We start from the raw sequence: 23,814 nt of genomic DNA, 5'->3' as shown, positions 1-23,814 counted from the left end.
TTTTCGTCGAAGATCGATCGTGAAGAGCGCTGCGGTGGTCGAAGCCGGCCGCCAGCGCAGCGCAGGCCGCTGCGCGTTACGCGCTGCGCCGGATCGCCGACGTTTCGCGCGGCAGCGCCTCGGCGCGCTCGCCGCAGCCGAGCAGGATGCCGGCCAGCAGCACGATCAGGTGTCCTTCGGCGAAATCGAGCAGGAGCGAATTCGCGAGACTGCCGATCGCGAAGATGGCGAGCCAGCCAAGCAGCAGGTGCCGCGAGCGCGGATCGAGCGTGCGGCTGCCGCGCGCGATCTGCACGATCAGGTTGACGAACAGCACCAGGCCGAGCGTGCCGAGCTGCACGGCCATCAGCAGGTATTCGTTGTGCGGGTTCGACGTGAGCTGGCCTTCGGCCGCCGTCTTGCCGGCCGTGAGTCGCTCGAATTCGGATTCGAGGCCGCCCGCGCCGTAGCCGATCACCGGGCGCTGGCGATACAGTTCGAGCCCCTTCTTGTACCACTCGAGGCGCAGCCCGGTCGACGTGGCCGCGTCGCTCTGCCGGTATTGCTGCACTTCCGTCACGACCTTCGTCAGCCGGCCGTTGTGAACCGTGCACGCGGCGATCACGAGCGCGATGCCGGCCAGCACGAACACGCCGGCGGCGAGCCCCGCGCGCAGCGCCGATTGCCGGCGCAGCAACAACACGAAACGCACGGCGACGACGAGGATCAGCAGCAGCGCGATGACCTGCCCGGTGCGACCCTGCAACATCACGAACACGTTGACGAGCGACCACGCGGCGACGCCCGCATACGCGGCGCGCGACAGCGCCGTGCGGGCTGCCAGCGCGAGATCGGCCGCCTGGTAGAACAGCAGCGCGCCGAACATGCCGGCGGCGATGTGATTCTTGAACACCCAGGCGCGTGACAGCGGCAGCTCGGTCGCGTGCGCGGGCCCGATCGCGGTCAGGCCGAGATAGTTGGTGGTCGACAGCAGCAGGACCACGCACAGCGTGCCGAACCAGCAGCGCCGCACGATCGGCGCCCAGTTCGAGTGGCGAAAGGCGAGCACGGCGAACGGCAGCAGCAGCAGCTTGTCGTACTTGGCGACCCAGTTCCACGCCTTGTTGTGCGGCGCGACCGTATAGGTGACGCTGGCGGCCAGCGCGGCCAGGATCAGCAGCGCGGCGAGCGAGGCCGGGTCGGTGACGAACGAGCGCAGGTCGCGCCAGAATTCGGGGGAAATCACGAGCGCGGCGGCGAACAGCCCGCAGAACACGTTGGTCAGTGCGGTCGAGATGGGCACCATGCAGAGCGCGGCGACGGCGAATGCGCGGGCGGCGGTCAGGCGCCGCGAGGCGGGAGCGGAAAACGAAAGCATCGGAACCTGTCGAATGGACGAATGCGGCTTGCGTACGTCGTGCTGCGCGCCGCGCGCCCCGGTGGGAGATCCGGGACGAACGGCGCAGAGTATACGCGAAGCAGCGCGCGTTTCCGTGTCGTTTTCGGGGCGCGATCAGCTGAACGCGCGCTTGATCCGCGAGCGCAGCAGCGCGCGCTTCAGACTGCCTTCCACGGCCGGCGTGTCGAGCGCGACGCGCGTGCCGGCCGGCTCGCCGCGATGCAGGTAGTGGCGGTCGAACGTCGCCTGGGTCATGCCCCATTTGTTCAGAAACTGGCGGCGGCCATCGTTCTTGACGATCTTGCCCGTGCTCTTCTGCTGGAAGTGGTAGACGAGGCTGTCGCCGACCCCGATGAAGATCCGGCAGCCGGCATCCCAGAATTTCATCGAGAAGTCGTTGTCGCTGCTCATGCCGGGCGACAGCTCGCTGCTGTAGCCGCCGATCCGGTTCCACCAGTCGCGGTGCACGAGCGTCGGCGGCCAGGTCGAGCCCAGCCAGTCGGCGCGCACGAGCTTCGGCGCCGCCGCGACGAGGCCCGCCGCGTCGAAATGTTCGGCGTCGCGGCCGAAGTTGCTGACCACGACGCACGGGTTGCGCGTGTCGACCGGCTCGACCATCGTGCCCGACAGCATGAAGAGGTCGGTCGGCATCTGTTCGATGCGGCGCACGAGCGCCGTGTCCCAGCCGGGGCAGCAGAACATGTCGTCGTTCATGTAGACGACGTAGTCGCGCGTGGCGCGCGCGGCGGCCCAGTTCACCGCGTGGCAGATGCCGATGTTGGTCGGCGATGCGGTGTGCTCGATCCCTTCGCTGCGCACCCAGTCGAGCGTGCCGTCCGAGCCGTCGTTCACGTGCACGATGATCTGGTGGTCGTACGCCGAGTGGCGGCGCAGGCTGTCGACGACGAGCTTGAGGTACGGCAGGTTGTTCCAGGTCGGAATGATGATGGAGAACATGGCGGTCGGATTCGGTAGTCGTCGTGGCGGGCGCCGTGTGGCGCCGCCGGTCGGGCGGGCACGCGCGGCGCGGGCAGCCCGGCATTGTAACGCCGGGCCGGCTCCCTGCCGGGCGGGCGCTCAGCGGGCCCGTTCGTGGCCGAGCTTCAGGAAGCGGTAGTACACGGTTTCCGCGTTGAACACGGCGATCATGAAGCCGGCGCGGCCGTCGAGGAAGCCGCGGCGCAGCACGTAGGTGCGCACGAACGCCCAGGCGCCGCGCGCGAGCGCCTTGCCGAAGCCGCCGCGCTGGCCGGCCGCGCGACGCTGGCGCGCGCCGGCCGTCGAATAGGCGTCGAGCTTGCGCACGACGGTTTCGAAATCCTCGTACGAGTAGTGCATCAGCTTGCCGGACAGCCGCAGCGCGGCGCCGTCGAACACGAGGCGCTCGTGCACGAGATCGTCGGAGAAGCGCGCGGCGCCGCGCCGGAACAGCCGCGGGATCCAGTCCGGATACCAGCCGCTGTGATGGATCCACTGGCCGCAGAAGCTCGACAGGCGGTCGACCGCATAGACCTGCGCGGCCGGCGCGCGGATCGTGTCGCGGATCGACTGCGCGAGTTCCGGCGTGACGACTTCATCGGTATCGAGGGACAGGATCCAGTCGGTGCCGAGCGCGTCGAGCGCGCGGTTCTTCTGCGGGCCGAAGCCGGGCCAGTCGCGCTCGACGATCACGCGCGCGCCGTGCGCCTGCGCGATCGCGACGGTATCGTCGGTGCTGCCGCCGTCGATGACGACGACGTCGTCGGCGAACGACAGCGCGGCCAGGCACTGCGCAAGCCGCGCCGACGCGTTGAGGGCGATGAGGGCGACGCCGAGGGAGGGTTCAGCCATGAAATCGTCGGAAAAGGCGGAGAAAACGGTGAGCGGCAGTATACCCGCGGCCCGGCCGCCGCCCGCAGCGGCCATGACCGTGCCGGCCGGGGCGGTGCGGCTATAATGTTGAGCCCTTTTCGGCACCCGCCCGACAGGGCGACATCCCGGGCGGCCACGTCCGGGCGCCGCTTCGCGGCTCAAGAAGGATTGCCTTGGAAACCCAGAACACTCTTCGCAAACCGATGGACGGCACGGGCACCTCGCCCGTGACGGTCCTCAAGCGCCTGTGGCCGTACATCCGGCCGCTGATCGGCATCGTGGTGCTCGCCGTGATGACGATGGGCGTCGTCGCGGCCACCGAGGCCGGGATCCCGGCGCTGCTCAAGCCGCTGCTCGATCACGGCTTCGGCTCGCACGGCAGCGACCGCGCGAAATGGTACGTGCCGATGGCCGTGATCGGGCTCGCGCTCGTGCGCGGCGTGTCGCAGTACGCGTCGAATTACCTGCTCAACTACGTGTCGAACCGCATCCTGCTGCAACTGCGGCTCGAGATGTTCCAGCGGATGCTGCACACGGGCGCGTCGTTCTTCCAGCGCGAGACGGCGAGCACGGTGATCAACGCGATCGTGTTCGAGGTCAACCAGATCCTGTCGGTGCTGACCGGCGTGATGGTCACGCTCGTGCGCGATTCGCTGACGGTGATCTTCCTGCTCGGCTACCTGTTCTACCTGAACTGGCGGCTCACGCTGATCGTCGCGGTGATCCTGCCGGGCATCGGCTGGCTCGTCAGCAAGATCAACCGCCGCCTGCGCCGCCTGAACCGCGAGCACCAGACGCTGACCAACGAGCTGTCGTACATCGTCGAGGAGACGGTCGGCGGCTACAAGGTCGTCAAGGTGCACAACGGCGAAGCGTACGAGATGGACCGCTTCACGCAGATGAGCAAGCGCCTGCGCGGCTATGCGATGCGCATGACGATCTCCGGCGGCCTCGCGCAGCCGCTCACGCAGTTCCTCGCGTCGATCGCGCTCGCGGTCGTGATCACGATCGCGGTCGTGCAGTCGTCGAACGACCAGACGACGGTCGGCGGTTTCGTCGCGTTCGTCACGTCGATGCTGCTGGTGATCTCGCCGCTCAAGCACCTGATCGACGTCAACCAGCCGCTGCAGCGCGGGATGACGGCCGCCGAACTGATCTTCGGGCTGATCGACGAACCGGCCGAGCCGCAGGGCGGCGGCCGGCCGCTCGCCCAGGCGCGTGGCGACATCGAGTTCCGCAACGTGACGTTCGACTACGGCGCGGCCGAGCGGCCGACGCTCGACCGCATCTCGTTCAAGGTCGCGCCCGGTGAAATGATCGCGCTCGCGGGCCCGTCGGGCAGCGGCAAGACGACGCTCGTGAACCTGCTGCCGCGCTTCTTCGACCCGACCGACGGGGCGATCCTGGTCGACGGCGTGCCGGTGGCCGACTACGACCTCCACGCGTTGCGCGGCCAGATGGCGATGGTCAGCCAGGACGTCGTGCTGTTCAACGACACGATCGCCGCGAACGTCGCGTACGGGCAGACGCCCGACCGCGCGCGCGTGCAGGCCGCGCTCGAGGCCGCGAACCTCGCCGATGCGGTCGCCGCGATGCCCGACGGGCTCGACACGCTCGTCGGCGGCAACGGGATGCGGTTGTCCGGCGGCCAGCGCCAGCGGCTCGCGATCGCGCGCGCGATCTACAAGGACGCGCCGATCCTGATCCTCGACGAAGCGACGTCGGCGCTCGACTCGGAATCGGAGCGCCACGTGCAGGCCGCGCTCGAACGGCTGATGGAAGGCCGCACGACGCTCGTGATCGCGCACCGGCTGTCGACGATCGAGCGCGCGGACCGCATCCTCGTGCTCGAGGCAGGCAAGATCGTGGAGGAGGGCAGCCATGAGGAATTGCTGCGCCACGGCGGCCTCTACGCGCACCTGCACCGGATCCAGTACCAGCAGCAGGCGGCGTAACGCGCGGTCATATGCGCGGTCATGTGGCCCCGCGATACCGTGTGCTAGTCTTCATCGGGCAGTCCGAGTGGTTTCGTTCGACGTGACAACACGGAGGGAAGGCACGATGAAGAAGATGCACGGGATGATGCTGGCCGCGCTGATCGCGGCGGGTTTCGCCGCGCCGGCCGCGATGGCGCAGGACCACGACCACCACGACGACCAGGGCGGCCATGGCATGCAGCGCGGCCACGGCCCGAAACACATGCCGCCCGGCCAGATGCGCCATGAGGACGACGTGCCGCCGCGCTGGGCCGACCAGCCGCGCCGCGAATGGCACAAGGGCGACCGGCTTCCGCCCGAGTTCCGCGATCGCCAGTACGTGATCGACGACTGGCGCGGCTATCGCCTGAGCCCGCCGCCGCGCGGCTATCAATGGGTCGGCGTCGGCGGGGATCACCTGCTGGTGCAGATCGGTTCCGGCATCGTGCTGCGGATCGGTAACTGACCTGGCCGACGGCCCGGCACGGATCGCGCGATGCCGCGATGCGCGCCGGGCAACCGGATCAACGCGTCACTTCGCCGCCGCGTGGCGGAACCAGCGGCGCTCGATTTTCGACATCACCCAGCACACGCCCAGCGCACATACGGTACCGAGCGTCACCTCGCCGAGCCGCATCAGCGGAATGTCCCACAGCGGGCCGTTGCCCGGAAACAGCAGCACGATCGTCGCGGTCACGCCGCCGAGCCGTGCGGCGCTGCCGACGTTCAGGCACCAGCAGCAGACGATCACGACCGCGACGGTCATCGCATACGCGACGAGGCGGTCGCCGCCGAGCGCCGCGCCGGCGAAGCCGAGCACGCCGCCGACCATCGCGCCGACGAACTGGTCGCGCGACAGCGACATCGTGTCCGAGTAGTTGTGCTGCGTCACGGCGATCGCGGTGATCGCCGCCCACACGGCCTGCTCGGTGTGCAGCGCGCGGCCGATCACGTACGCGAGGCAGGCGCCGCACACGGCCTGCAGCGCCATCAGCCCGCCCTGGGCGAGCCGCTCGCTGAATGACAGCCCCTTGAACAGGTCGAAGATCGACTGCTGGATCTGCTGGCGGGCTTCGTTGAGTGTCCTGATCGTATCCATCATGCGTTGGCCAAGAAGCGGGTAACGGCGGCGCGCCGGTGTCAGCGCGCCTGTTCCGGCGATGCGGCGGCCGGTTCGTCGGCGGCCGCATCACCGTTCGCGACGCGCGTTTCGGGCATCACGAGCCAGACCAGCAGCACCGCGAGCGCACCGGCGCCCGCGAGCCCGAAGAAGCTCACGGCGTTGCCGAAGTGATCGGCGACATAGCCGGCCGCGGCCGTGCTGAGCGTCGCGCCGATCCCGGCCGCGAGCCCGAAGAGCCCGATGCACAGGTTGTAGCGGCCCTTGCCGCCCGCGACGTCGGCCGCGATCAGCGGCAGCATCACGCCGAACACGGCCGCGCTGATGCCGTCGAGCATCTGCACCGGCACCAGCAGGTACGGGCTGCTCACGCCGGCGAACAGCAGCGCGCGCACCGGCAGCGCCGAGAAGCCGAGCAGCAGGATCGGCCGGCGCCCCCAGCGTTGCGCGGAGCGGCCGACCCACGGCGACAGCATCGCGACGATCGCCTGCGGCACGATGATGCACGCGGCGATCACGAGCTGCACGTTCTCGCCCATCCCGGCCGTGACTTCGCCGGCCGCGAGGTTCAGCATCGCCGCGTTCGACAGGTGGAACAGCACGACGCACGCCGCGAAGATCAGCATCCGGCGGTCGCGCAGCAGTTCGAGCAGCGTTTCGCGTTCGCCGGCTTCGTCGCGATCGTCGGGCTTCGACGATTGCGGGATCACCTCGTGGGTCGGCTGGATCATCGCGAGCGCGAACAGCGCGGGCAGCGCGAGCACGGCGGTCAGCCAGAACACCGCGCGGGCGGAGAAATATTCGCCGGTGAGCCCCATCAGGCCCGCCGCGACCGCGCTGCCGATCGACGCCCAGCGCGCGTTGCGGCCGAGCCGGTCGCCGAGGTCGGCGCGGCCGACGAGCGAGAACGAGATCGCGGCCATGGCCGGCACGAGCATGCAGCTCGCGAAGCCGTGGAACACCTCGGCGGCGATCACCGGCACGATCGTCGGGCTCGACGCGAGCAGCACCGCGGACAGGATGATGGCCGCGATCGCCCACGCGGCCGCGCCTTTCTTGTTCTTCAGCGCATCGACGGCCGCGCCGCCCGGCACCTGGCTGACCATCGCGCTGATCGTGCCGATCGACAGCACCATGCCGATCTCGCCCTGCGTCCACTTGTGCGACGCGAGGTAGGACGCGATGAACGGACCGAACCCTGTTTGAACGTTTGCAACGAAGAAGTTGAGCCAGTCGAGGGACCGGAGACTGCGTGCGCTGACGGAATGCTTGATCGTCATCGGGTCGCGCTCGCAGACGAAGCCGGTGCCGGGGCAACGGGCGGGGGGAAAACCGCGACGATCGGCTTGTCGGCCGCGTAGGGCGGCGACGCCTTGATCTGTGCGTCGTTCAGGTCGAGCTGCGGATGCAGCGCCTTGTCGCGCGTGACGAAGCGCAGCGCGCCCCAGCTCGCGGCGATCGAACGGCGGTCGGTATTGACGAGGCCGCCGAGGTCGAGCACGACCGCCTGCGGCTGCGATGCGCGGTCGATCAGTACGTCGACGATCCGGCCGATCTTCGTGCCGTTCGGGCGCTCGACGTCGCTGTCGAGCAGCGGCAGCCGCGTCGCGGGCGAGGCGGCTGCCGAACCGGACAGCGGCACGGCCTTGGGCCGGGCGGCCGGCGGCAGGTCGCCCGACGGCACGTCGAGCACGATCGGCTCCTGTTTGCCGCCCGGCGTGAAGCGGAACACGTTCCACGGGAAGATGACCTTGCGGTCGCCCACGCCCATGAAGCCCTGCAGGTTCACGATCATCTCGCGCGGCTTGCCGCTCGCGTCGGTCACCATGTCGACCGCGCGGCCGATCACCTTGCCGTTGCGGCGCGCGACCTCGCTGTCGAGCAGCGCATGGATCTGGGTGCGGTCGAGCGGGCGCGTCGCGACGATCGGCGGCGGCGGTGTCGGCGCCGGTGTCGGCGATTCGGGGCGCTGCACGGGCTTCGGCCGCGCGACTTCGCGGTGCGGCTTCTTCGGCGCTTCCGGCTCCTCCGGGTGCGTCGGCGCGGGCACGGGCGGCATCGTCAGCGGTTCGCCGGCGGTTTCCTCGACGGGCTCGACGAGCGCCTCGCTGATCGGCGCGGGCGGATTCTGCACCGGCAGCAGCCCGCAGCCGGACAGCAGCGTGGCGGCGGCGAGGATCAGGAAAACCGTCGAGGACGGCAACGACTTGCTGCGGGATGCGGGAAACGGAAGTCCGCCGCTCATTGACACTCACTCCATGGGTCGGGGGCGGCCCGAGGGCACGCGGCTGGCGATGGATGGCGGGTGCGGGCGGCGCACCACGCGAGGTGAGATTTTAACGTGTCTTGCTTTCAGGTCCGATGTCGATGGCTGGCTGGAGGCGGACTGTCGGGAAAAGGAAGGGATCGCGGGGTGGGGAAGGGGGTTGAATGCCGGCCAAGGCCAAGGCCAAGGCTAAGGCTAAGGCCAAGGCCAAGGCCAAGGCCAAGGCCAAGGCCAAGGCCAAGGCTAAGGCTAAGGCTAAGGCTAAGGCTAAGGCTAAGGCTAAGGCTAAGGCTAAGGCTAAGGCTAAGGCGCCCGATCGTCTGCGACGATGCGGGCGCCGTGCCGGCCTGCCGCTTACTTGACCAGCGCGCCGAGCGTCGTCGTCACGGGGGCGAGCACGCCGCCGCCCGTTTTCGAGAGCGCACCGGTGCCGCTGCCGCCCGTCAGCCCCGCGACGGGCGAGCTGCCGGCTGCGCCCGACACCGCTCCCGTCACGGTGCCGACCGCCGACGTGAGCGCACCTGCCGGGTTGCTGCCACCCGTCGCGCCGCCGAGTGCGCCCGTCGACAAGAGCCCCGTGACCGGCGCGAGCGGGCTCGTCGCGGCGCCGCCACCGCCCAGCAGTGCCGTGCCGGCGGTGGCCACCGTGTTGCCGGTCGCGGTGACGACGTTGCCGACGCCGGTCGTTACCGGATTCCCGCCGGTTTTCGCGATCGTCGTGCCGGCGTTCGCGACGCCGTTGCCGACCGTCGTCACGAGGTTCGTGAGCGGTGCGCCGAGCGGCGTGCTCGACGCGACCGTCTGCGTGACCGACCCGACCTGCATCGTGATCGGCGTGATCGCCGAGCTGGCGGCGCCCGTGACCTGCGCGACGGGGCCGGTCGACAACTGCGTGCCGAGCGTCGCGCCGCCGCCGGCGATCGTATTGCCGAGCATCGTGACCGCGCCGCCGACCGGCGACGTGACGGGCGCGAGCGGTGCCAGCGCCGAACCGCTGGCGCCGAGGCTCGACACGACGCCGCCGGTCGCGGCGATCGCGTCGCCGAGGTTCGTGACCACGCCGCCGGTGCTCGCGACCGTCGTGCCGACCGGGTTCGACGATGCGCCGAGCTGGCCGAGCCCCGAGCCGAGGCCGGTGCCGAGCGTCGTGACGGCCGCGCCGGCATCCTGCACGACCGTGCCGAGACCTTGCGTGGTCGACGCATTGGCGCCGGGCACCGACTGGCCCGCGATCGTCGTGCCGACGCTCGATACCGCGCCGCCCGCAGCTGTCACGATGTTGCTCGACGAGTCGATCGTCTGGCCGAGCGCATTGGCGGATGCGCCGCTGCCCGCCGAGCCGGTGCCCGAGCCGCTGCCGCTGCCCGTGCTGCCGACGGTCGAGCCGCTGCCGGAACCGTTGCCCGAGCCGTTGCTCGTGCCGCCGGTCGTGGCCGTCGTGTCGCCCGAACCCGATCCTGCGCCGCCGGTGCCCTGGCTCAGCGAGCCGGAGCCGCCGCACGCGGACAGCGACACCAGCGCTGCGACGCCAGCCGCGATCATGATCATTCGGAATCCTGCCTGATGGGTGGTCGGCGTATCCATGTCGTCCTCGTATTCGTTGGAGAGTGGGGTCAGGCGGCCTTCGCGTGCGTCAATGTGTCGCTGCGATGGGGAAGCGGCTGGCGCATGGTTGGTTGTCTCCCTGATTGACCTGTCGCCGTGTCGCGCTTTCGCCCGTACCGGAATCCGGAACATCGGTCGGGCGAGCGGTTTGCATTCTTTCGTCTTGCTTGCCGATCGCACCGGAAAACATCGGATTCCTGGCGATCAGAGTAGGTCTGCCGGCGCGAGACGTCTTTTAAGCAACGTTAAATTGAAGTAAGCGTCCGATTCACTGCCGAAATCGGGGTAATCACCGTCGACGCGGCGGAAATCGTGTGAGTCGGTGCCGGTGGCGCGGATGTCGCGCGATGGCGGGAGAGGGTGGGGAGGCGAGGCGGAGGGAACGGGGCGGCGCCGCCCTCACCCGCCGTGGCGGCGGGCAGGCGCGGGCGCTGCGTGACGGGCGTGGAGCCGGAAACTCAGGCTTCCGGGTACCACGCGTCGGTGAATTCGCTGACCTTGACGTCGGTCAGTTCCGGCCGTGCGGCCAGCCAGCCGCGCACGAGCTCGCGGTCGGCGTCGGTCGTCGTGCCGCGCGGCGCGCCGGAAATCACGTAAGCGCCGATGCCTTCGTCCGCCGACGCGACGGTCAGCAGCCCGTTCGCTTCGACGAAGTCGATGAACGCATCGATCAGTTCGCCGCGCTCGAGGTCGGTCATTTCGTTGCGGTAATGCGCGGTGGCGTTGAACGCGAGTTCCTGGAATTCGCCGATGTGGAGTTTCTTGCGCTGGCGGCGGTTGTGGCCTTGGCTCATGGTGTGTGGTGAATGCGAAAAGGGTAGGGTGAAAGGGCGGCGGCGGGTGCCGGCGCGACATGCGCGGGCGGCCCGGGCGCCGCATCGAAGCGCCGCGCGGCGATGCCGGCGGCGGATGGACGGAACGTTACATCAGCACGATATCGTACTGCTCCTGGCTCAGGTTCGATTCGACCTGCAGCGACACCGGCTTGCCGATGAAGTCGATCAGCATCGCGAGATGCTGCGACTCCTCGTCGAGGAACAGGTCGATCACCTGCTGCGCGGCGATCACGCGGAATTCGCGCGGGTTGAACTGCCGCGACTCGCGCAGGATCTCGCGCAGGATGTCGTAGCACACGGTGCGCGACGTCTTCACCTGGCCCTTGCCCTGGCAGGTCGGGCACGGTTCGCACAGCACGTGCGCGAGCGATTCGCGCGTGCGCTTGCGCGTCATCTCGACGAGCCCGAGCTGCGAGAACCCGTTGACGGTCACGCGCGTGCGGTCGCGCGACAGCGCTTTCTTCAACTCGGACAGCACCGCGTCGCGATGCTCGGCGTTCTCCATGTCGATGAAGTCGATGATGATGATCCCGCCGAGGTTGCGCAGCCGCAGCTGCCGCGCGATCGTATGCGCGGCCTCGAGGTTGGTCTTGAAGATCGTGTCGTCGAAGTTGCGCGCGCCGACGTAGCCGCCCGTGTTCACGTCGATCGTCGTCATCGCCTCGGTCTGGTCGATCATCAGGTAACCGCCCGACTTCAGGTCGACACGACGCGACAGCGCGCGCTGGATCTCCGTCTCGATGTTGTACAGGTCGAACAGCGGACGCTCGCCCGTGTAGTGGTGCAGCTTCGGGCTCACGGCCGGCGTGAATTCGCCCGCGAATTCCGACAGGCGCTGGTACGTCTCGCGCGAATCGACCTGGATGCGGGTCGTGTCGTCGTTCGCGAAATCGCGCAGCACGCGCTGCGCGAGATCGAGATCCTGGTACAGCAGGCTCGTCGCCGGCAGCCGCTGTGCCTGGGCGACGATCGTCGCCCACGTCTTGCGCAGGTACGTGACGTCGCCGGCGAGCTCGTCGGAGGTGGCATCCTCGGCGATCGTGCGCACGATGTAGCCGCCTTTCTCGTCCGGCGGGATCACGGCCGTCAGGCGCGCGCGCACGGCCTCGCGTTCGGCCTCGCTCTCGATCTTCTGCGAGATGCCGATATGCGGCTCCTGCGGCAGGTAGACGAGCGTGCGGCCCGCGATGCTGACCTGCGTCGACAGCCGCGCGCCCTTCGTGCCGATCGGGTCCTTGATCACCTGGACCATCAGCGTCTGGCCTTCGAACACGATCTTCTCGATCGGCTGGTGCGGCGTGCCCGACTGCGGCTCGCCCGCGAGGCGCGGATGCCAGATGTCGGCGACATGCAGGAACGCCGCGCGTTCGAGGCCGATGTCGATGAACGCCGACTGCATGCCGGGCAGCACGCGCACGACCTTGCCGAGATAGATGTTGCCGACCCGCCCGCGCGACAGCGTGCGCTCGACGTGAAGCTCCTGCACCGCGCCTTGCTGGACGAGTGCGACCCGCGTTTCCTGCGGCGTGAGGTTGATCAGGATTTCTTCGTTCATGGTGGGTTCAGAAGGCGACGCGCGCGGTGCGGAGCAGCGCGGCAGTCTCAAAAAGGGGCAGACCCATGATACCTGAATGGGAACCGTCGATTCGCTCGATGAACTCGGCGGCGCGCCCCTGGATCGCATACGCGCCGGCCTTGCCGAACGGCTCGCCCGATGCGACGTAGCGCGCGTACGCGTCGCGCGACGCGGCCGCGAAACGCACCGACGAGCGCGACAGCGCGGGCGGCAGCAGTTCGCCGTCGGCATCGATCACGGCGACGGCGGTCAGCACCGCGTGCTCGCGGCCGGCGAGGCGCGTGAGCATCGCGAGCGCGTCGTCGGCGTCGGCCGGCTTGCCGAGGATCGCGCCGTCGATCGTGACGGTCGTATCGGCGACCAGCACCGGCGAGGCCGGCTTGCCGCTTGCGACGAGGCGCGCACGCGCAGCCTCGGCCTTGGCGATGGTCACGCGCCGCACGTACGCATCGGCGGCTTCGCCGGGCAGTTCGGCCTCGAGCGCCTCGGCATCCTCGTCGGGGCGCGGCAGCAGCAACTCGAAGCGTACGCCGATCTGCTGCAGCAGCTCCTGGCGGCGCGGGCTTTGCGAAGCGAGGTAAAGGGTCGGGAAAAGCGCGGGGGGCGTGCTGGACGGCATGGTGTCGTTATCTCGGTGTGCGCGCGTGGCGCGCGTCTCGAGGACGACACGTCATGCGCGGTGGTAGGGGTGATTCTGCGTGATGCTCCACGCCCGGTAAAGCTGTTCGGCGAGCAGCACGCGCACCATCCCGTGCGGCAGCGTCATGCTCGAGATGCGCAGCAGCGTGTCGGCACGCGCTTTCAGTTCGGGGTCGAGCCCGTCGGCGCCGCCGATCACGAACGCGACGTCGCGGCCGTCCTGCTGCCAGCCGGGTAGCGCCTGCGCGAGCTGCATCGTGGTCCAGTCGCGGCCGCGCTCGTCGAGCGCGACGAGGCGCGCGCCCTTCGGCAGCGCGGCCTCGATCTTCTGCCGCTCGGCCGCCATCACGCTCTCGGCGCTGCGGCCGCCCGAACGCAGTTCGGGCTTGATCTCGCGCAACTCGATGCGCAGCTCGGGCGGCATCCGCTTCGTGTATTCGTCGAAGCCGGATGCGATCCAGCCCGGCATCTTGTGGCCGACCGCAAGGATGAAAAGCTTCATCGGAAGACGCTTGACGACTCGGGGCTCAACGGCGGCGAGCGGCCGTCTTGCGCGCCGGGCGTGCGGGCGCGGCTTCCTCCTCTTCTTCGTCGTCGCCTTCGCTGGCCGTGGCGAAGCCGTTCCCCTTGCCGCCGCCGAGCTTCATCCGCACGGGCTTGTCGCCCCAGATTTCCTCGAGGTTGTAGTACTGGCGCAGGGCCGGTTGCAGGATGTGCACGACCGCGTCGCCGCAGTCGACGAGCACCCATTCGCCGGTGTCTTCGCCTTCGGAGCTGACGATGTCGCCGCCGGCTTCCTTGACCTTGTCACGCACGCTCGACGCGAGCGCCTTGGTCTGGCGGTTGGAGGTGCCCGAAGCGACGACCACGCGGTCGAACAGTTCGGTCAGGTGGCTGGTGTTGAACACCTTGATGTCTTGCGCCTTGACGTCTTCGAGGGCATCGACGATCACGCGCTGCAGTTTGCGAATATCCATGGATTCAGGAATGGTAGAGGCGATGTTGAAGAATATAGGCCCATACGGCGGCCGGCACATGCTCGGCCGATGCGTCGGGCATTTGCGCATGGCGCGCGATGCATTCGCGCAGGTGGGCGCGGATGTCGGTCGCGGCAATGTCGAACGAAAGGGTCGTATCGATCAGCAGGTGGCCTGCCGGCGTGGCCTTGAGCACGCCGGCGCCGGCTTGCCGCGCGGTGATTTCCTGCGCGACGTCCGGCGGCGCCGCGCCGAGGTCGAACCCCGGGCGCGTCGACACGCAGATGTGCGCGTAGTCGAACAGCTTGCGCCAGTCGCGCCACGTGTCGAGGCGCACGAGCTGGTCGGCGCCGATCAGCAGCGACAGCGATGCGCCTGGGCCGATCCGCTCGCGCCAGCGCGCGAGCGTCTCGACCGTGTAGGTCGGGCCGGCGTGCTCGATCTCGTCGGTGGCGACGGTCACGGTCACGCCCGGCACGGACAGCGAGCCGGCGGCCGCGCGCGTCATCGCGAGCCGATGCTCGGCGGCCGACACGTCACGCTTCTGGTACGGCTGCCCGGCGGGCAGCAGCACGAGTTCGGTCAGGCCGAGCAGTTCGGCGAACCGACGCGCGAGCGCGAGATGGCCGTCGTGGATCGGGTCGAAAGTGCCGCCCAGCAAGCCGATACGACGCGGCAGCGGGGCGGGGCGGGCGGTGGTGTCCAGAAACGCGTCCTTTGCTTGAGGCAGGGGTCAGACCCAGTCGCGCGGCACGATGAAGTCGCTGTACAGGCGCGCTTCCGGCGAACCCGGCTCGGGCTGCCAGTTGTAGCGCCAGTTCGCGACCGGCGGCATCGACATCAGGATCGACTCAGTCCGGCCGCCGCTTTGCAGGCCGAACAACGTGCCGCGATCGAACACGAGGTTGAATTCGACGTAGCGGCCGCGGCGGTACGCCTGGAAGTCTCGCTCGCGCTCGCCGTACGGCAGCTCGGCGCGGCGCTCGACGATCGGCAGGTAGGCCTGCAGGAACGCGTCGCCGACGCTTTGCATCATGTCAAACGAGCGTTCGAAACCGGGCTCCGAGAAATCGTCGAAGAAGATCCCGCCGATGCCGCGCATCTCGTTGCGGTGCTTCAGGAAGAAATACTCGTCGCACCATTTCTTGAAGCGCGGGTAGAGCTCGACGCCGAACGGGTCGAGCGCGTCCTTGCAGGTCTGGTGGAAATGCCGGGCGTCGTCCTCGAAACCGTACACCGGTGTCAGATCCATGCCGCCGCCGAACCAGAACACGGGCTCTTCGCCCGGTTTCGTCGCGATCAGCATTCGCACGTTCATGTGTACGGTCGGGCAATACGGATTGCGCGGGTGCAGCACCAGCGACACGCCGAGTGCCTCGAAGCCGCGGCCCGCGAGCTGCGGGCGCGCCGCGCTCGCCGACGGCGGCAGCGCATCGCCCGCGACGTCGGAAAAGCCGATCCCCGCGCGTTCGAACACGCGGCCGCCTTCGAGAATCCGCGTGCAGCCGCCGCCGCGCAGGCGTTCGGCCGGCCCGCGTTGCCATGCGTCGGTCGCGAGCGGCGTACCGTCGAGCGCGCCGAGCGCGTCGGCGATGCGTGTCTGCAGGCCCTGGAGGTACGTGCGCACGCGCGCTACGTCGTAGGTCGAATCGGTCATGTCTGGGCTGGGTGCCCCCGCCCGAAGCGGGGGCCGTAAAAAAGGCTTCTGCCGGGCATTCTAACGAACCCCGGCAGAGGGGCCGCCGCCGCGCGCGGGCGGGGCGGCAATTGCAACGTCAGGCGCTCTTGCGGTTGAGCGCGCGGAAGCCGATGTCGCGGCGGTACTGCATGCCTTCGAAATTGATCTGGTTGATCGTCTCGTACGCATGCTGCTGCGCTTCGCGTACCGAATCGGCGAGGCCGACCACGCACAGCACGCGGCCGCCGGACGTCGTCAGCTTGTCGCCGTCGAGCGTCGTGCCTGCATGGAACGTGACGGCCTGTTCGGTCTCGGCCGGGATTCCGTTGATGCGGTCGCCCTTGCGCGGCGCGTCCGGATAACCGTGCGCGGCCAGCACGACGCCCAGCGCGGTGCGGCGGTCCCAGTCGAGCTCGACCGTGTCGAGCGTGCCCGCGATCGCCTGCTCGACGACCTTCGAGAAATCGCTCTTCAGGCGCGCCATGATCGGCTGCGTTTCCGGGTCGCCCATCCGGCAGTTGAACTCGAGCGTGCGCGGATTGCCTTCCTTGTCGATCATCAGGCCCGCATACAGGAAGCCCGTGAAGCGGATGCCGTCCTTCTCCATCCCGCGTACGGTCGGCATGATGATCTCGCGCATCACGCGTGCGTGCATCTGCGGCGTGACGATCGGCGCGGGCGAATATGCACCCATGCCGCCGGTGTTCGGGCCGCGGTCTTCATCCAGCAGGCGCTTGTGGTCCTGGCTGGACGCCAGCGCCAGCGCGTGCTTGCCGTCGACCATCACGATGAAGCTCGCTTCCTCGCCGTCGAGGAATTCCTCGATCACGACACGCGCGCCGGCGTCGCCGAGCTTGTTGCCCGACAGCATCATGTCGACCGCTTCGTGCGCTTCTTCGAGCGTCATCGCGACGACGACACCCTTGCCGGCCGCGAGGCCGTCGGCCTTCACGACGATCGGCGCACCCTTCGCGTCGATGTACGCGTGCGCGGCGGCCACGTCGGAGAACGTTTCGTACTCGGCGGTCGGGATGCCGTGGCGCTTCATGAACGCCTTCGCGAAATCCTTCGAGCTCTCGAGCTGCGCGGCTTCGCGGGTCGGGCCGAAGACCTTCAGGCCGCGCGCGCGGAACAGGTTGACGATGCCGGCCGCGAGCGGCGCTTCCGGCCCGACGAGCGTGAACGCGACGCCTTCGCGTTCCGCGAAATCGGCGAGTTCGTCGAGCGCCGTGATGTCGACGTTCTTCAGGCGCTCGTCCTGCGCCGTGCCGCCATTGCCGGGCGCGACGTAGACCATCTGGACGCGCGGCGACTGCGCGAGCTTCCACGCCAGCGCATGTTCGCGGCCGCCGGAACCGACGACGAGTAGTTTCATGGGATTCCCCGCAGACTAGAAAACAGGGCGGCCGGCACGCTCAGGCGCGCCGGCCGCGGATTCGGTCGGGCCGCCGCCGCGACAGGAACACGGCGGCCGGCACCTCATTCCTCGACGATGACGGCGTTCGTATACACGTCCTGCACGTCGTCGAGGTTCTCGAGCGCGTCGAGGAGCTTCTGCATCTTCGCCGCGTCGTCGCCGGTGAATTCGACTTCGTTCTGCGGCTTCATCGTCACTTCGGCGAGCTCGGCCTTGAAGCCGCCGGCTTCGAGCGCGTCCTTCACCACCGAGAATGCCTGCCAGTCGCACAGCACTTCGATCGAACCGTCGTCGTTCGTGTTCACGTCGTTCGCGCCGGCTTCGAGCGCGGCTTCCATCAGCGCGTCTTCCGACGTGCCCGGTGCGAACAGGAACTGGCCGACGTGATCGAACATGAACGCGACCGAGCCGTCGGTGCCCATGTTGCCGCCGAACTTCGAGAACGCATGGCGGACTTCCGCGACCGTGCGGGTGCGGTTGTCGGTCAGCGTGTCGACGATGATCGCCGCGCCGCTGATGCCGTAGCCTTCGTAGCGGATTTCCTCGTAGTTCGCGCCATCCGCGCCGCCGACGCCGCGATCGATCGCGCGCTTGACGTTGTCCTTCGGCATGTTCGCGTCGGCCGCCTTGTCGACCGCCAGACGCAGGCGCGGGTTCGAGTTGACGTCACCGCCGCCGAGGCGCGCCGCGACCTGGATTTCCTTGATCAGGCGGGTCCAGATCTTGCCGCGCTTCGCGTCGGCCGCTGCCTTCTTATGCTTGATGTTGGCCCATTTCGAATGACCAGCCATACCTTTCTCCGTGCCCGGGCGCACAGCGCGGGCGATTGTTTCAATGTGTCGTTGAATCGGCGGCCGTTTCGGCGGGCATGAAGCCGCGGGGCCGCGCGTGTCGAGTGGATCGAGATTTTATCACGCGGCGACCGCCGGATCGGGGCCGCCGCGCATGGCCGGACGGCCAGGCGGGCCGTCGCGAGCCGGGCCGCGCGCCGCGCGGCCGTACAGGCGCTCAGTTCTTGGTGCCGAACAGGCGGTCGCCCGCGTCGCCGAGGCCCGGCACGATGTACGCATGCTCGTTCAGGTGCGAATCGAGCGACGCGACGAACAGCTTCACGTCCGGGTGCGCGTCCTGGAACACCTGCACGCCTTCGGGCGCCGCGACCAGCGCGACGAACATGATGTTCGCGGCCGGCACGTTGCGGCGCTTCAGCACGTCGACCGCGTGCACGGCCGAGTAGCCGGTCGCGACCATCGGGTCGCACAGGATGAAGATGCGGTCTTCCAGATCCGGCAGGCGCACCAGGTATTCGACCGGGCGATGGTCGTCGGCGCGATACACGCCGATGTGGCCGACGCGGGCGGACGGAACCAGGTCGAGCAGGCCGTCCGACATCCCGATGCCCGCGCGCAGCACGGGCACGATCGCCAGCTTCTTGCCCGCGATCACCGGCGCGTCGACCTCGACGAGCGGGGTTTCGACCCGCTTGGTCGTGATCGGCAGGTTGCGGGTGATCTCGTAACCCATCAGCAGCGTGATTTCGCGCAGCAGCTCGCGGAACGTGCGCGTGGACGTGTCCTTGTCGCGCATGTGCGTGAGCTTGTGCTGGATCAGCGGGTGATCGGTGATGAAGAGATTCGGGAAACGGCTGTCCTGTTTCATGACGGAGGCGCCTTGGCGGCAAAAGAGGATCGGGGGCGGCGGCGGGCGCAAGCCGGCCGCGCGCTTATGTCCGCAATTTTACCAAGGCGCGCCGCATGATCCGGATAATATCGACGTCTCACGACAATCCGCGCGCCCGCGCCCGCCCGATTGCCCGCCTGACCCGTCCGGGGTCCGTGCGCCGGCGTGATCGGGCCGAGCCGGCGCGTGTCGCCACCAAGGAATCGACGATGGATCTCGGCATCGAAGGAAAGACCGCGCTGGTGTGCGCGGCCAGCAAGGGTCTCGGTCGCGGCTGCGCGGAAGCGCTGGCCGCCGAGGGCGTGAACCTCGTGATCGTCGCGCGCACGCGCGCCACGCTGGAGGAAACCGCGGAGGAGATCCGCGCCGGCGCGAACGTGTCGGTGACCGCGGTCGCCTGCGACATCACGACGCCGGACGGGCGCGCGGCCGCGCTCGCCGCGTGCCCGCAGCCGGACATTCTCGTGACGAATGCCGGCGGCCCGCCGCCCGGCGACTTCCGCGACTTCTCGCACGACGACTGGATCCGCGCGCTCGAATCGAACATGCTGACGCCGATCGAGCTGATCCGCGCGACCGTCGACGGGATGATCGCGCGCGGCTTCGGCCGGATCGTCAACATCACGAGCTCGGCCGTGAAGGCGCCGATCGACGTGCTCGCGCTGTCGAACGGCGCGCGCTCGGGGCTGACCGGCTTCGTCGCGGGGCTGTCGCGCAAGGTCGCGGGGCAGGGCGTGACGATCAACAACCTGTTGCCGGGCCTGTTCGACACCGACCGGATCGCGACCACGCTCGCCGCGTCGGCGAAGGCGCAGGGCGTGACGGTCGACGAGATGCGCGCGCGGCGCACGAAGGACATCCCGGCCGGCCGTCTCGGCACGCGTGCGGAATTCGGCGCGGCGTGCGCGTTCCTGTGCAGCGTGCACGCCGGCTACATCACCGGGCAGAACTGGCTGCTCGACGGCGGCTCGTATCCCGGCACGTTCTGACGCACGCGCCGCCTTTCACGACAACCACCTGAAACGAAGGATCTGGAGATGAGCAAACCCCGCATCGCATTGATTGCGCACGACGCGAAGAAGGACGAGATCGTCGCGCTCGCGGGCGAATTCCGCACGACGCTCGCGCAATGCCGGCTGGTGGCGACCGGCACGACGGGCGGCCGCATCGCGGACGCGCACGGGCTCGAGGTCGAGCGCAAGCTGTCGGGGCCGCTCGGCGGCGACCTGCAGATCGGTGCGGAACTGGCCGACGGCCGCATCGACATCGTCGTGTTCCTGCGCGATCCGATGACCGCGCAGCCGCACGACCCCGACATCACCGCGCTCGTGCGCGCCTGCGACGTGCACGACGTGCCGGTCGCGACCAACGTCGCCACCGCGCGGATGCTGCTCGACGATCTGGCGCGCAACATGCAGGACGTCTGCTGAGGGCGGCCCGCGCCCGATTGCCCCTGCTGGCGGCAGGGCCATGCACGGATGGCCGCGGCGCGCGAGAATCGTGCGTCGCGACGCGCGCCTGCCGCCCGGTACCCAGATGAGGCCGGCTCCGCGGATCGGCGACCCGGATTTTTCCCTGACCGAATCAGAAACGAGGAGCGAAACGATGCCGAAAGCAATCCGATACGACCAGCCGGGCGGCCCGGACGTGATGAAGTGGGTCGATGTCGAGGTCGGCGAACCGAGGGCAGGTGAAGTCCGCATCCGGCAGCACGCGGTCGGCCTCAACTACATCGACGTTTATTTCCGTACCGGCCTTTACCCGCAAGCGCTGCCCGGCGGTCTCGGGATGGAGGCGGCAGGCGAGGTGACGGCCGTCGGCGAAGGCGTGACCACGTTCAAGGCGGGCGACCGCGTCGCGTACGTCGGGCAGCCGCCGGGCGCCTACGCGCAGGAACGCGTGATGCCGGCCGAGCGGCTCGTGAAGCTGCCGGACGGCATCAGCTACGACGACGCGGCGTCGGTGATGCTGCAGGGCCTGACCGCGCACTACCTGCTGCGCCGCACGTATCCGGTGAAGGCCGGCGACACGATCCTGATCCACGCGGCGGCCGGCGGTGTCGGCCTTCTGGTGTGCCAGTGGGCGAAGGCGCTCGGCGCGACCGTGATCGGGACGGTCGGCTCCGACGAGAAGGCCACACTCGCGAAGGCGCACGGCTGCGACCATCCGATCGTCTACACGCGCGAGAACTTCACGCAGCGCGTGAAGGAGATCACGAACGGCGCCGGCGTGCCGGTCGTCTACGACTCGATCGGCAAGGACACCTACATCGGCTCGCTCGATAGCCTTGCGCCGCTCGGCTATTTCGTCAGCTTCGGCAACGCATCGGGCCCGCTGCCGCCGATCGACTCGAAGGAATTCTCGTCGCGCGGGTCGCTGTTCTTTACGCGGCCTACGCTGTTCTCGTACATCGCGAAGCGCGCCGATCTCGAATCCGCTGCCGCCGAACTGTTCGACGTGCTGCTGTCGGGCAAGGTGAAGACGAGCATCAACCAGCGCTACCCGCTCGCTGAAGTCGGCCGCGCGCATGAAGATCTCGAAGCGCGCAAGACCACCGGCTCGACGATCCTCGTTCCCTGACCTGCCTCCCCGTGCCGGCGCCATGCCGGCCCGGGCGGGTCCGGGCGGCGCCACGGCGCCGTCCGTCCCGCCTCCCGCCTCCCGGTTCCCGTCGTCCTCCCCCGAATTCCGCGTTTACGCGTTTTTTATACGCGCCCCGATACCTTTGACCCGTCCTTTACGTGCGTTCCCATAAGGTTCTAGTCGTCTGATTTCGACGATGGAGAACAGAAAAATGGATGGGGTATTTATCGGCGCACTGGTGCTCTTCACCGCGCTGATCCTCGGTTTGATTGCTGGTTGCGACAAGCTCGTGCAATACGGTCGCGGGGGGCGAGCATGACCTGGATGCTTTGGCTGGCGGGCGCCTCGACGGCCCTGCTGTTCGCGTATCTCGTCTTTGCGCTGCTGCGCGCGGAGGACATCGAATGAACGCGAACAATCTCTTTCAGACGCTGTTCTTCATTGTCGTGCTGCTGGCGGCGGCCGTGCCTGTCGCGCGCTATCTGTCCGCGGTGATGGACGGCAGCGCGCGCGTCGTGCGCGTGTTCGGGCCGCTCGAGCGCGCGCTGTATCGCATCGCCGGCGTCGACGCCGGCAGCGAGATGAACTGGAAGCAGTACGCGATCGCGACGATCGCGTTCAATGCGCTCGGCGCGCTGTTCCTCTACGGCCTGCTGCGCCTGCAGGGCTTCCTGCCCGGCAACCCGCAGCAGTTCGGTGCGATGACGGTCGACGGCGCGTTCAACACGGCCGTCAGCTTCGTCACCAACACGAACTGGCAGGACTACACGCCCGAGCAGACCGTCAGCTACCTGACGCAAATGCTCGGCCTGACCGTGCAGAACTTCCTGTCGGCGGCAACCGGGATCGTCGTCGTGATCGCGCTGATCCGCGGCTTCGCGCGTCATACCGCGCAGACCATCGGCAACTTCTGGGTCGACCTCACGCGCGTGACGATGTACGTGCTCGTGCCGATGTCGATGATCATCGCCGCGCTGCTGATGAGCCAGGGCGTGATCCAGAACATGAAGTCGTACCAGGACGTGCCGGTGCTGCAGGCGAGCACCTACGCCGCGCCGAAGCTCGACGCACAGGGCAATCCGGTGAAGGACGACAAGGGCAACCCGGTCACGGTGCCGACCCCGCTCACGAAGCAGACGCTCGCGATGGGCCCGGTTGCGTCGCAGGAAGCGATCAAGATGCTCGGCACCAACGGTGGCGGCTTCTTCAACGCGAACTCCGCGCACCCGTACGAGAACCCGACGCCGTTCGCGAACTTCCTGCAGATCTTCGCGATCCTGATCATCCCGGCCGCGCTGTGTCTCGTGTTCGGCCGCATGATCGGCGACCGCCGGCAGGGCATCGCCGTGCTCGCGGCGATGACGGTCGCGTTCGTGCTCGCGATCGGCTTCGAGGTGAGCGCCGAGCAGGCCGGCAACCCGACGCTCGCCGCGCTGCACGTCGACCAGTCGGCGAGCGCGCTGCAGCCGGGCGGCAACATGGAAGGCAAGGAAACGCGCTTCGGCATCGCGCAGACCGGCATCTTCACGGTCGCGACCACGGCCGCGTCGTGCGGCGCCGTCGACACGATGCACGATTCGCTGACGCCGCTCGGCGGCCTCGTGCCGATGCTGCTGATGCAGCTGGGCGAAGTGATCTACGGCGGGGTCGGCTCGGGTCTCTACGGGATGCTCGTGTTCGCGCTGCTCGCGGTGTTCGTCGCCGGCCTGATGATCGGCCGCACGCCGGAATACGTCGGCAAGAAGATCGAGTCGTACGAGATGAAGATGGTGTCGATCGTCGTGCTGCTCACGCCGCTGCTGGTGCTGGTCGGCACGTCGATCGCCGTGCTCGCCGATGCGGGCAAGGCCGGCATCGCGAACCCGGGGCCGCACGGCTTCTCGGAAATCCTGTACGCGTTCAGCTCGGCCGCCAACAACAACGGCAGCGCGTTCGCGGGCCTGACGGTCGGCACGCCGTTCTACAACTGGACGACCGCGATCGCGATGTGGTTCGGCCGCTTCGGCACGATCGTGCCGGTGCTGGCGATCGCCGGCTCGCTCGCCGCGAAGAAGCGCATCGCGGCGACGAGCGGCACGCTGCCGACGCACGGTCCGCTGTTCGTCGTGCTGCTGCTCGGCACCGTGCTGCTGGTGGGCGCGCTGACCTACGTGCCGGCGCTCGCGCTCGGCCCGGGCGTCGAGCACCTGATGATGTGGCTGGGCGCGTGATACGCGCCCGCATGGCGACACC

26 protein-coding genes are annotated in these 23,814 nt (G+C 68.6%); 9 read left to right on the top strand and 17 right to left on the bottom strand.

The genetic code is table 11. The annotated features are described in order from the left end of the window. Window positions 1–76: 76 nt before the first annotated feature. From LGM89_RS10740 to LGM89_RS10730, 3 genes are all read right to left on the bottom strand, one after another. Window positions 77–1,357: an O-antigen ligase family protein gene (locus LGM89_RS10740; RefSeq protein ID WP_089456665.1), complete on the bottom strand. Its 1,281-nt coding sequence runs from the start codon at window positions 1,355–1,357 to the stop codon at window positions 77–79. A gap of 135 nt (window positions 1,358–1,492) precedes the next feature. Continuing rightward, window positions 1,493–2,335, bottom strand: a complete 843-nt coding sequence (locus tag LGM89_RS10735; RefSeq protein ID WP_069248514.1) for a glycosyltransferase family 2 protein — start codon at window positions 2,333–2,335, stop codon at window positions 1,493–1,495. A 120-nt stretch (window positions 2,336–2,455) separates the two neighbouring features. Next, entirely contained in the window at window positions 2,456–3,208 is a 753-nt protein-coding gene (locus tag LGM89_RS10730) for a glycosyltransferase family 2 protein (protein WP_089456663.1), read from the bottom strand. Between the two features lie 224 nt (window positions 3,209–3,432). Here LGM89_RS10730 and msbA point away from each other — a divergent pair, with 224 nt between their 5' ends. Next, window positions 3,433–5,184, top strand: a complete 1,752-nt coding sequence (gene msbA / locus LGM89_RS10725) for a lipid A export permease/ATP-binding protein MsbA (RefSeq protein ID WP_226207186.1) — start codon at window positions 3,433–3,435, stop codon at window positions 5,182–5,184. Between the two features lie 106 nt (window positions 5,185–5,290). Continuing rightward, the gene (locus LGM89_RS10720) at window positions 5,291–5,671 is read left to right on the top strand and encodes an RcnB family protein (RefSeq protein ID WP_089473314.1); all 381 of its coding nucleotides are present in this window, start codon (window positions 5,291–5,293) and stop codon (window positions 5,669–5,671) included. A gap of 66 nt (window positions 5,672–5,737) precedes the next feature. Here LGM89_RS10720 and LGM89_RS10715 read toward each other — a convergent pair whose 3' ends face one another. The 3 genes from LGM89_RS10715 to LGM89_RS10705 are packed head-to-tail and all read right to left on the bottom strand — an operon-like array spanning window position 5,738 to window position 8,570. Then, complete coding sequence (locus LGM89_RS10715; protein ID WP_089426010.1) at window positions 5,738–6,304, bottom strand: FUSC family protein; 567 nt, start codon at window positions 6,302–6,304, stop codon at window positions 5,738–5,740. Between the two features lie 41 nt (window positions 6,305–6,345). After that, window positions 6,346–7,605 carry an MFS transporter gene (locus tag LGM89_RS10710; protein WP_039370460.1) on the bottom strand — a complete coding sequence of 420 codons (1,260 nt, stop codon included), beginning with the start codon at window positions 7,603–7,605 and terminating at the stop codon, window positions 6,346–6,348. Continuing rightward, on the bottom strand, window positions 7,602–8,570 hold the full coding sequence (locus tag LGM89_RS10705; RefSeq protein ID WP_226273043.1) for a PRC-barrel domain-containing protein: 969 nt from the start codon (window positions 8,568–8,570) through the stop codon (window positions 7,602–7,604). The genes LGM89_RS10710 and LGM89_RS10705 overlap by 4 nt, the downstream gene beginning before the upstream one ends. Before the next feature lie 185 nt (window positions 8,571–8,755). Between LGM89_RS10705 and LGM89_RS10700 the strand changes: the two genes are divergently transcribed. Continuing rightward, window positions 8,756–8,953, top strand: a complete 198-nt coding sequence (locus LGM89_RS10700) for a hypothetical protein (protein ID WP_226273042.1) — start codon at window positions 8,756–8,758, stop codon at window positions 8,951–8,953. Here the strand turns inward: LGM89_RS10700 and LGM89_RS10695 are convergent. From LGM89_RS10695 to upp, 11 genes are all read right to left on the bottom strand, one after another. After that, on the bottom strand, window positions 8,946–10,175 hold the full coding sequence (locus LGM89_RS10695) for a collagen-like triple helix repeat-containing protein (protein WP_226273041.1): 1,230 nt from the start codon (window positions 10,173–10,175) through the stop codon (window positions 8,946–8,948). The two genes, LGM89_RS10700 and LGM89_RS10695, sit on opposite strands and share 8 nt — an antisense overlap. A 479-nt stretch (window positions 10,176–10,654) precedes the next feature. Then, window positions 10,655–10,990 (bottom strand): YggL family protein, encoded by a 336-nt coding sequence (locus LGM89_RS10690; RefSeq protein WP_041492911.1) that lies wholly within the window; start codon window positions 10,988–10,990, stop codon window positions 10,655–10,657. A gap of 127 nt (window positions 10,991–11,117) precedes the next feature. Continuing rightward, the gene (rng, locus tag LGM89_RS10685) at window positions 11,118–12,587 is read right to left on the bottom strand and encodes a ribonuclease G (protein ID WP_069248507.1); all 1,470 of its coding nucleotides are present in this window, start codon (window positions 12,585–12,587) and stop codon (window positions 11,118–11,120) included. Between the two features lie 7 nt (window positions 12,588–12,594). Then, complete coding sequence (locus tag LGM89_RS10680) at window positions 12,595–13,227, bottom strand: Maf family protein (protein ID WP_089495357.1); 633 nt, start codon at window positions 13,225–13,227, stop codon at window positions 12,595–12,597. 51 nt (window positions 13,228–13,278) lie between these two features. Continuing rightward, window positions 13,279–13,749: a 23S rRNA (pseudouridine(1915)-N(3))-methyltransferase RlmH gene (gene rlmH / locus LGM89_RS10675; protein ID WP_011352746.1), complete on the bottom strand. Its 471-nt coding sequence runs from the start codon at window positions 13,747–13,749 to the stop codon at window positions 13,279–13,281. Window positions 13,750–13,774: 25 nt separating this feature from the next. Further along, entirely contained in the window at window positions 13,775–14,224 is a 450-nt protein-coding gene (gene rsfS, locus LGM89_RS10670) for a ribosome silencing factor (RefSeq protein WP_089495355.1), read from the bottom strand. Window positions 14,225–14,228: 4 nt separating this feature from the next. Then, window positions 14,229–14,954: a nicotinate-nucleotide adenylyltransferase gene (locus tag LGM89_RS10665; RefSeq protein ID WP_226207185.1), complete on the bottom strand. Its 726-nt coding sequence runs from the start codon at window positions 14,952–14,954 to the stop codon at window positions 14,229–14,231. Window positions 14,955–14,957: 3 nt separating this feature from the next. Further along, window positions 14,958–15,881 carry an oxygen-dependent coproporphyrinogen oxidase gene (gene hemF / locus LGM89_RS10660; RefSeq protein WP_039370475.1) on the bottom strand — a complete coding sequence of 308 codons (924 nt, stop codon included), beginning with the start codon at window positions 15,879–15,881 and terminating at the stop codon, window positions 14,958–14,960. Window positions 15,882–15,999: 118 nt separating this feature from the next. Further along, the gene (gene purD / locus LGM89_RS10655) at window positions 16,000–17,277 is read right to left on the bottom strand and encodes a phosphoribosylamine--glycine ligase (RefSeq protein ID WP_039370477.1); all 1,278 of its coding nucleotides are present in this window, start codon (window positions 17,275–17,277) and stop codon (window positions 16,000–16,002) included. A gap of 104 nt (window positions 17,278–17,381) precedes the next feature. Beyond that, window positions 17,382–18,110 (bottom strand): YebC/PmpR family DNA-binding transcriptional regulator, encoded by a 729-nt coding sequence (locus tag LGM89_RS10650; RefSeq protein WP_226273040.1) that lies wholly within the window; start codon window positions 18,108–18,110, stop codon window positions 17,382–17,384. Window positions 18,111–18,327: 217 nt separating this feature from the next. Further along, window positions 18,328–18,978, bottom strand: coding sequence for a uracil phosphoribosyltransferase (gene upp, locus LGM89_RS10645; protein WP_011352740.1), 651 nt, complete (start codon window positions 18,976–18,978; stop codon window positions 18,328–18,330). A gap of 230 nt (window positions 18,979–19,208) precedes the next feature. On the opposite strand from upp, the gene LGM89_RS10640 reads away from it, so the two are divergent. From LGM89_RS10640 to kdpA, 6 genes are all read left to right on the top strand, one after another. Continuing rightward, on the top strand, window positions 19,209–19,988 hold the full coding sequence (locus LGM89_RS10640; protein ID WP_226207076.1) for an SDR family oxidoreductase: 780 nt from the start codon (window positions 19,209–19,211) through the stop codon (window positions 19,986–19,988). 48 nt (window positions 19,989–20,036) lie between these two features. Beyond that, the gene (locus LGM89_RS10635) at window positions 20,037–20,429 is read left to right on the top strand and encodes a methylglyoxal synthase (protein WP_043188929.1); all 393 of its coding nucleotides are present in this window, start codon (window positions 20,037–20,039) and stop codon (window positions 20,427–20,429) included. Window positions 20,430–20,604: 175 nt separating this feature from the next. Beyond that, a complete protein-coding gene (locus LGM89_RS10630; RefSeq protein ID WP_226273039.1) occupies window positions 20,605–21,579 on the top strand; it encodes a quinone oxidoreductase family protein in 975 nt (324 codons plus the stop codon). A gap of 199 nt (window positions 21,580–21,778) precedes the next feature. After that, window positions 21,779–21,901 (top strand): hypothetical protein, encoded by a 123-nt coding sequence (locus LGM89_RS37160; protein ID WP_256093628.1) that lies wholly within the window; start codon window positions 21,779–21,781, stop codon window positions 21,899–21,901. Then, a complete protein-coding gene (gene kdpF / locus LGM89_RS10625) occupies window positions 21,898–21,990 on the top strand; it encodes a K(+)-transporting ATPase subunit F (RefSeq protein ID WP_006752209.1) in 93 nt (30 codons plus the stop codon). Before LGM89_RS37160 ends, kdpF begins: the two co-directional genes overlap by 4 nt. Next, entirely contained in the window at window positions 21,987–23,792 is a 1,806-nt protein-coding gene (kdpA, locus tag LGM89_RS10620) for a potassium-transporting ATPase subunit KdpA (RefSeq protein ID WP_226273038.1), read from the top strand. The genes kdpF and kdpA overlap by 4 nt, the downstream gene beginning before the upstream one ends. Window positions 23,793–23,814: the final 22 nt, after the last annotated feature.

This window comes from Burkholderia sp. AU31624 (assembly GCF_020420065.1).
Taxonomy (GTDB): domain Bacteria; phylum Pseudomonadota; class Gammaproteobacteria; order Burkholderiales; family Burkholderiaceae; genus Burkholderia.
Note: the sequence above shows the minus strand (reverse complement) of the source record. Positions and strands in the feature narration are given on the sequence as shown.